This window comes from Saccharomonospora halophila 8 (genome assembly GCF_000383775.1).
Lineage (GTDB): Bacteria > Actinomycetota > Actinomycetes > Mycobacteriales > Pseudonocardiaceae > Saccharomonospora > Saccharomonospora halophila.
In genome coordinates, this window is sequence record NZ_KB912483.1 from 48,544 (window position 1) to 55,928 (window position 7,385).

The 7,385-nt window shown below is 69.9% G+C and carries 6 protein-coding genes and 3 pseudogenes; 3 read left to right on the top strand and 6 right to left on the bottom strand.

What is annotated here, in order from left to right; genetic code table 11:
• The 3 genes and pseudogenes from SACHA_RS19790 to mshD all read left to right on the top strand — a co-directional run.
• Window positions 1-335 (top strand): annotated as a pseudogene (locus tag SACHA_RS19790) (STAS domain-containing protein); the annotation flags it as partial.
• Window positions 331-813, top strand: a pseudogene (locus SACHA_RS23555) (winged helix-turn-helix domain-containing protein); the annotation flags it as partial. The pseudogenes SACHA_RS19790 and SACHA_RS23555, both read left to right, overlap by 5 nt.
• Before the next feature lie 10 nt (window positions 814-823).
• Window positions 824-1,777 (top strand): mycothiol synthase, encoded by a 954-nt coding sequence (gene mshD, locus SACHA_RS0101640; RefSeq protein ID WP_019806676.1) that lies wholly within the window; start codon window positions 824-826, stop codon window positions 1,775-1,777.
• A 54-nt stretch (window positions 1,778-1,831) separates the two neighbouring features.
• Here mshD and pstB read toward each other — a convergent pair whose 3' ends face one another.
• From pstB to SACHA_RS26485, 6 genes and pseudogenes are all read right to left on the bottom strand, one after another.
• Window positions 1,832-2,611 carry a phosphate ABC transporter ATP-binding protein PstB gene (gene pstB, locus SACHA_RS0101645; RefSeq protein WP_019806679.1) on the bottom strand — a complete coding sequence of 260 codons (780 nt, stop codon included), beginning with the start codon at window positions 2,609-2,611 and terminating at the stop codon, window positions 1,832-1,834.
• A 26-nt stretch (window positions 2,612-2,637) separates the two neighbouring features.
• On the bottom strand, window positions 2,638-3,726 hold the full coding sequence (gene pstA / locus SACHA_RS0101650) for a phosphate ABC transporter permease PstA (protein WP_019806681.1): 1,089 nt from the start codon (window positions 3,724-3,726) through the stop codon (window positions 2,638-2,640).
• Entirely contained in the window at window positions 3,726-4,670 is a 945-nt protein-coding gene (pstC, locus tag SACHA_RS0101655; RefSeq protein ID WP_028662787.1) for a phosphate ABC transporter permease subunit PstC, read from the bottom strand. The genes pstA and pstC overlap by 1 nt, the downstream gene beginning before the upstream one ends.
• Before the next feature lie 118 nt (window positions 4,671-4,788).
• Window positions 4,789-5,883 (bottom strand): phosphate ABC transporter substrate-binding protein PstS, encoded by a 1,095-nt coding sequence (gene pstS, locus SACHA_RS0101660; RefSeq protein WP_019806684.1) that lies wholly within the window; start codon window positions 5,881-5,883, stop codon window positions 4,789-4,791.
• A 277-nt stretch (window positions 5,884-6,160) separates the two neighbouring features.
• The gene (gene phoU / locus SACHA_RS0101665; RefSeq protein ID WP_019806686.1) at window positions 6,161-6,823 is read right to left on the bottom strand and encodes a phosphate signaling complex protein PhoU; all 663 of its coding nucleotides are present in this window, start codon (window positions 6,821-6,823) and stop codon (window positions 6,161-6,163) included.
• Window positions 6,824-6,953: 130 nt separating this feature from the next.
• Window positions 6,954-7,385, bottom strand: a pseudogene (locus SACHA_RS26485) (hypothetical protein); the annotation flags it as partial.

Here is a 7,385-nt window from a genome sequence, read left to right on the forward strand (position 1 = left end):
GTGATCGAGACCGGAGCCGAGGAGGATCCGTCGGCGGAGGGGTTCGGCACCGTGCGTACGGTGCTCGGCACACTCGCCTCCCGAGCCGCGGGGGGACGGTCCGGGAGCAGCCGTCCCGACGTCACCGTGCTCAAGGAGCCGGTGCTGCGGCTGTGGGAGCGGCGCGACGAGCCCGCGGACATCGCCTACCGGGGCGGCTGGCCCTGGCGACCGTGCTGAACACGCTCCGCATCGCCCTGCTGGAGATCGAACTGTCGGCGGGGGCGGACACCATCCTCGCCCAGCAGGAGCAGCTCGCCGAGCTGTCCACCCCGGTGATCAAGCTCTGCGGTGGGTGACCTGGTGATCGACGAGGCGACCTACACGGCCCGGCTGCGCAGGCGCACGCTCGAACTGACGTACAAGGAGTTCGAGCTGCTCAAATACCTGGCCCAGCACGCAGGCCGGGTGTTCACCCGGGCGCAGCTGCTCCAGGAGGTCTGGGGGTACGACTTCTTCGGCGGCACCCGGACGGTGGATGTGCACGTGCGGCGGCTGCGCGCCAAGCTCGGCCCCGAGCACGAACAGATGATCGGTACCGTGCGCAACGTCGGGTACAAGTTCGAGCGCCCGCCCAAGAGCGCGTCGGGCAAGAACCCCACCGCGGACCGGAACAACACCGCGGACCGGAACAACACCCCGGGCACGGCCGAGGCCGGCACGACGGGTGGCGTCGACCCCGTGCCCGAGGGAGCGGACGCGGGCGGTGCGGCGTCCGTGCCGCCCCGGCGGAATCGGGGCGAGGTCCGCACCAGGATCACCAGCCGCCGCTAGGCTCGGCCCCATGCGAGAACTCGTGTGGGCCGACGACCTCACCGGTACCCGTGCCGACGCGGTGCTTGCGTTGCTGCTCGCCGCGCGCCGAACCGACGGCCGGCCGGACGTGGAGCCCGAGGGCCCGCTCCCGGGGGAGTTCCGTGGCCCGCACCACCTGCTCTGCTACGTCGACAGCGGTGCCGGAGACAGCACCACCGACGACAGGGCCACCGGGGCGGTCCTCGTCGCCTACGGTCACCTCGACGCCGCCGGCGACGCGTTCGGCCGCCGGGTCGCCGAACTCGTCGTGCATCCCGACCACCGTCGCCGGGGGCACGGCGCGGCGATGATGGACGCGCTTATCGCACAGGTCCCGTCCGGGTTGCGGGTGTGGGCGCACGGGGACCACCCGGCGGCGGCGCGGCTCGCGCAGCGGCACGCGATGACCCGGGCGCGGGAGCTGCTGGTGATGCGGGCGGAGTCGGCACGCCAAAAGTGGCCCGAGCCGCGGCTGCCCGAGGGCGTCCGCCTGCGGACCTTCGTGCCCGGCCGGGACGAACGGGCGATGGTGGAGGTCAACGCGCGCGCGTTCCACTGGCACCCCGAGCAGGCGGCTTTCGACGTGGCGCAGCTGACCGGGGCCGAGCGGGAGGACTGGTTCGACCCGGACGGGTTCTTCCTCGCGGAGAACACGGAGGGCGAGCTGGTCGGGTTCCACTGGACGAAGATCCATCCGGCGAACCCGCACCGGTTCGGTGGGACCCCGGTCGGCGAGGTCTACGTGGTCGGCGTGGATCCCGCCGCGCAGGGCGGCGGGCTCGGCAGGGCGTTGACGTTGGCCGGCCTGCGGTACCTGCGCGGGCGCGGACTGGACCAGGTGAAGCTCTACGTCGAGGGGGACAACGCGCCCGCCGTGGCCGTCTACCGCGCACTGGGTTTCGACACCGTCGAGACCGACGTGCAGTACTCCCTCGGCGGCTGACCCCGGCACCCCCGGCCGGGCCATGGCGGACGGTGGCCCGGCCGGAGTGACGACTCAGCCGAACCGGCCGGAGATGTAGTCCTCGGTGGCCTTGTTCTGCGGGGTCGAGAAGATCGTGGTGGTCTCGTCGATCTCCACCAGCTCGCCCGGCTCGCCGACGCCCTTGAGGTTGAAGAACCCGGTCGTGTCGCTCACCCGTGCCGCCTGCTGCATGTTGTGCGTCACGATCACGATCGTGTAGTTCTCCTTCAGCTCCAGCATCAGGTCCTCGATGGCCTGGGTGGAGATCGGGTCGAGCGCCGAGCACGGTTCGTCCATCAGCAGGACGTCCGGTTCGACGGCGATCGCCCGGGCGATGCACAGCCGCTGCTGCTGGCCCCCGGACAGGCCCGACCCGGGCTTGGTCAACCGGTCCTTGACCTCGGTCCACAGGTTCGCCGACCGCAGCGAGCGTTCGACGGTCTCGTCCATCTCGGCACGGCGGACGCGCTTGTTGTTGAGCTTGAGCCCGGCGGCCACGTTGTCGTAAATGGACATCGTCGGGAACGGGTTGGCCTTCTGGAAGACCATGCCGATCTGGGTGCGCACCCGCACCGGATCCACGTCCGGGGCGTAGAGGTCCTGGTCGTCCATGAAGACCTGACCCTCCACCCGCGCGCTCGGCACGAGCTCGTGCATCCGGTTCAAAGTGCGCAGGAACGTCGACTTGCCGCAGCCGGAGGGCCCGATGAGCGCGGTGACCGACCGTGGCTGGATGGTCATCGACACGCCCTGCACGGCGAGGAACTTGTCGTAGTAGATGTCGAGATCCTTGACCTCGATGCGCTTTGCCACAGTGCTTCCTTACCAGGTCTCCCGCGTCAGCCGCGGGTCTTCGGTGCGAACAGTCGGGAGATCAGCCGGGCGACGAGGTTGAGTGCCATCACGATGATGATCAGCAGGAGCGCGGCCGCCCACGCCCGGTCCAGCGACGGTCCGGGAGGCGTCCCGGGGCTGACGTACTCGTAGTAGGCGAACACCGACAGGGTGGCCATCCGCCCGTCGAACGGGTCGAAGTTGTCGCCGGAGGTGATCCCCACCGTGATCAGCAGCGGGGCGGTCTCCCCGATCACGCGGGCGATGGCGAGCGTGACGCCCGTGGCGATGCCCGCCAGGGCGGTGGGGAGCACGACCTTCAGGATAGTGCGCCACTTCGGCACCCCGAGCGCGTAGGAGGCCTCCCGCAGGTCGTTGGGGACCAGCTTGAGCATCTCCTCGGTGGACCGGACGACCACCGGGATCATCAGCACGCTGAGCGCGACCGCGCCCATGATGCCCATGCGCACACCGGGTCCGAAGATCAGCGCGAACAGCGCGTAGGCGAACAGCCCGGCCACGATCGACGGAATGCCGGTCATCACGTCGACGAAGAAGGTGATCGCCTTGGCGAGCTTGCCGCGGGCGTACTCGACGAGGTAGACGGCCGTGAGCATCCCCACCGGGACCGAGATCGCCGTGGCGAGCCCGGTGATGATCAGTGTGCCCGTGATGGCGTGGTAGACCCCACCGCCCTCGCCGAGGACGCCGCGCATCGAGTAGGTGAAGAACTCGGCGTCGAACCGAGCCAGTCCGTTGGTCAGCACCGTGATCACGACCGAGATCAGCGGCACCAGAGCGAGCAGGAAGGCCCCGGTCACGACCGCGGTCACCAGCCGGTCGGTGGCCTTGCGGGCCCCCTCGACGGAGCGTGACCAGCTGTAGAGCACGACGGTGTGAGCCAGCACGGCGACGATCGCGGCGGCCACGACGTGCCAGCCCACCAGCCACAGGCCGACGCCCGCGGCCGTGGCGAGCGCCAGCACCGCCCACGGCGCGTACTTCGGGAGCTGGCCGTGGGTCAACGGCACACCGGCCAGCGGAGCGTGGAGATCGGTCTCGCCGGTCTCGGGGGTTCTCGTCGGTGTGGGCATCAGTTGGCTCCGGAGAAGTCCTTGCGGCGCTCGATCACCGCGCGGGCCGCCATGTTCACCAGCAGGGTCAGCGCGAACAGCACCAGACCGGAGGCGATCAGCGTGTTGACCGCGATGCCGGTGGATTCGGGGAACTGGAGTGCGATGTTCGCCGCGATCGTCGACGGGTTACCGGTGCTGATCAGGTTGACCGTGACTCCGCCGGAGACGGACAGCACGATGGCCACGGCCATCGTCTCGCCGAGGGCACGGCCCAGGCCGAGCATCGAGGCGCCGATGACGCTGGACCGCCCGAACGGCAGCACCGCCATCTTGATCATTTCCCAGCGGGTCGCGCCCAGCGCCAACGACGCCTCCTCGTGCAGTTTCGGCGTCTGGCGGAAGGCCTCCCGTACGACCGCGGTGATGATGGGCAGGATCATCACCGCGAGCACGAGGATCGCGACCAGCATCGTGCGGCCGGTCGTCGAGGCCGGGCCCGCGAAGAACGGGATGAACCCGACGTTGTCCGCCAGCCACCGGGTCGGTTCCACCGTCAGCGGCGCGAGCTGGGTGAAACCCCACAGGCCGTAGATGATGCTGGGCACGGCGGCGAGCAGATCGATGAGATAGCCGAGCCCCTGCGCGATGCGGCGGGGGGCGTAGTAGGTCACGAACAGCGCGATCGCCACCGCGAGCGGCGCGGCGAGGACGAGCGCGAACACCGCCGAGAGCACGGTGCCGAACAGCAGTGGCCACACGTAGACGGCCAGCCCGCCCTCGCCGGGAACCTCCTCGGCCGGGGCGACGAGTGCGGGCCAGGCTTCCACGAGGAGGAACGCGGCCACCCCGGCGAGCACGACCAGGATCAGAACACCCGCTCCGGTGGAGGCCCCTGCGAAGATGCGATCCCCCGGTCGCCGGGGTGCCCGGCCTGCCCGCGGGCGTTCCGCTGTGCTGGGCAATTGCCTTCCCTTCTTGCTGCGTTTCTCGCCCGGGCACGGGCGTTCGGGTGGTCACCCTGGACCTGTCGGGGGACAGGCATTCAGGTGACCACCCGAACCGTGCAGGGACACTCGCTTGTCAGCTCGCGGAGCCGATCGCCTCGACCGCGGGCTGCATCTGCTCGCGCAGCGAGTCGGAGATCGGGGCGGAACCCGCGTTCTCGGCCGCGGCCTGCTGACCCTCGGAGCTGATCATGTAGTCGAGGTAGGCCCGGACGAGCTCACCGGTTTCGGCGTTGTCGTAGTTCGTGCATGCCAGAGCGTAGGAGACGAGCACGATGGGGTAGGTGCCGGACTCGGTGGTGTCCCGGGCGAGGTCGTACGCGAAGCTGTACTCACCACGGCCCTCGATCCGCTCGGAGACCTCCAGCACCTTCGCCGCGGCCTCGGGCGAGTAGTCGATGAATTGTTCACCGACTCCGACACTCACCGTGCTCAGGTCACCGACCCGGCTGGCGTCGGCGTAGCCGATGGTGCCGTTGCCGTTGCGGACGGCCTGCACGACACCGGAGGTGCCCTTCGCCGCCTCGCCGCCGGCGACCGGCCAGTCACCGCTGACCTCGTGCGGCCACGCCTCCGGGGCGGCGGCGGAAAGGTACTCGAGGAAGTTCTCCGTGGTGCCGGACTCGTCCGAGCGGTTCACCGGGGTGATCGGGGTTTCCGGCAGGTCCGCGTCCGGGTTGTCCGCGGCGATCTCCTCGGCGTTCCAGGTGGTGATCTCCTGGTTGAAGATCTTGGCGATCGTGTCGGGCTTGAGGTTGATGTTGTCGACGCCCTCGACGTTGAACACCAGGGCCACGGGGGAGACGTAGGTCGGCAGCTCGACGACCTGGCCGCAGCGTTGCTGTGCTCCGGCCAGTTCCTCGTCGTCGAGGTAGGCGTCGGTGCCACCGAAGTCGGATCCGCCGCTGACGAACTGCTCACGGCCACCACCGGAGCCGATCGGGTCGTAGTTCACCGTGACGTCGGGGTTGCGCTCCACGAAACCCGCCTGCCAGGCGGACTGGGCGGCCTCCTGGGAGCTCGCTCCCGCACCGGAAATCGTCCCCGACAGGCCCGAACCGTCGCCGCTGCCGGTGTCCTGCTCGTTGGCCGAGCCGCAGGCGGCGATGCCGAGTGTCAGTGCGGCGGCCGTCGGGAGGGCGAGAATGCGGCCCAGGGAGTAACGCTGCACAGTAACTCTCTTCCGAAAGGTCTGGGTCGGTGCGAACCGACCGCTGGGGATGCTCACGGATGCAGACGCTAGGTACGGGACGTGACACCGCGAGGCAGGGTCGGTGAACAACGACTGAACGGCGGTGGACAACGGTCGGACGTCACAGCGACATCACCACGACGTGACGCAGGGTGAACCCGAAAGCGGACGTCCGGCGTCACCGGGCGGGCGAACAGCGGTGCTCCTCTCGCACGGGTGCCGTTCGTCGGGACCGGGGACTCCTCGGGGACCGTTCTCAGACGTCGGACGTGGAGTACCCGGGCATCCGGCCGGTGACGACGAACACCATCCGCCGGGCGACCGACACCGCGTGGTCGGCGTAACGCTCGTAGAACCGGCCGAGCAGGGTGATGTCCACGGCCGCGGAGACGCCGTACTCCCACTCCTTGTCCATGATGACGCTGAACAGGTGCCGGTGGATCTCGTCGACCTGGTCGTCGTCGGACTCGATGGCCCGGGCGGAGTCGACGTCGCGGGTGCGGATGACCTGCTCGGCCCGGCGGGCCAGGCGGACCGAGGCCCGGCCCATGTCGTCGAAGTACTGCCGCACGGCGTCCGGCAGCACCGGGTCGGGGTGCCGCCTGCGGGCCGCCTTGGCGACGTGCAGCGCCAGGTCCCCCATGCGTTCGAGACTCTCCGCCGCGTGGATCGCGGCCAGGATCACCCGCAGGTCCGTCGCCACCGGCGACTGGAGCGCCAGCAGCGCGTACGCCTGCTCCTCGCAGTCGGCGCGGGCGTCGTCGACCAGGGTGTCGTCGCTGATGACGCGCTCCGCGAGTTCGAGGTCGGTGTCCAACATGGCCCGCGTGGCCCGCTCCATCGCCTCCGCGACCTGAGTGCACATGTCGGCCAGTCTCGACGCCAGATTCTCGAGTTCGACGTGGTAAGCCTCGCGCATGCGGCTCACTCTACGTCCGGCTCCGCACGGACGCCGCATCGCGGGATGAACCCTCGGTGAACCGGAGCTGTCGATTCGCTACGCCGCTTCCCCGGCGTTTCCCGGACACCGGAGGAGCGGCGTACGGCCGTCAGTCCTCCTCGTCCTCCTCGTCGTCCTCGTCGGCGGAGTTCCGGCCGTTGCGCGGGCCGCCGACGGAGACCACCTTCTGCAGCGCGGTGCGGGTCTGCTCGATGCGGGCGACGAACTTCTGCCGCTTGGCCCGGCGTTGCCGTTCCTCGGCCTCCAGCTCGTCGTGGGCCGCGGAGAACCGCGCCAGCGAATCGTCGATCTTGCGGATGTTCGCGACCGAGTCGTCGATCGGCTCCAGCTGATCGGTCATCGTCAGCCGGTCCTCGAGCGAACGCTCGTCGCGGGACAGGGGCCGTCCCGGGGTGTCCTCGGCGTCGCCCGCGTCGTCGGTGTCCTCGGTGACCTCGGGCTCCGGCGGTGCCTGCGGCGCGGGAGCCGCGGCCCGCGGCGGCTGCGGCAGCGCCGGGTGTTCCGGCGGTTCCGCTGTCTC

Bases quoted from the DNA above. Each gene is read 5' to 3' on its own strand.
- mshD (WP_019806676.1), top strand. From the start codon at position 824: ATGCGAGAACTCGTGTGGGCCGACGACCTCACCGGTACCCGTGCCGAC.
- pstA (WP_019806681.1), bottom strand. From the start codon at position 3,726: ATGCCCACACCGACGAGAACCCCCGAGACCGGCGAGACCGATCTCCAC.
- phoU (WP_019806686.1), bottom strand. From the start codon at position 6,823: ATGCGCGAGGCTTACCACGTCGAACTCGAGAATCTGGCGTCGAGACTG.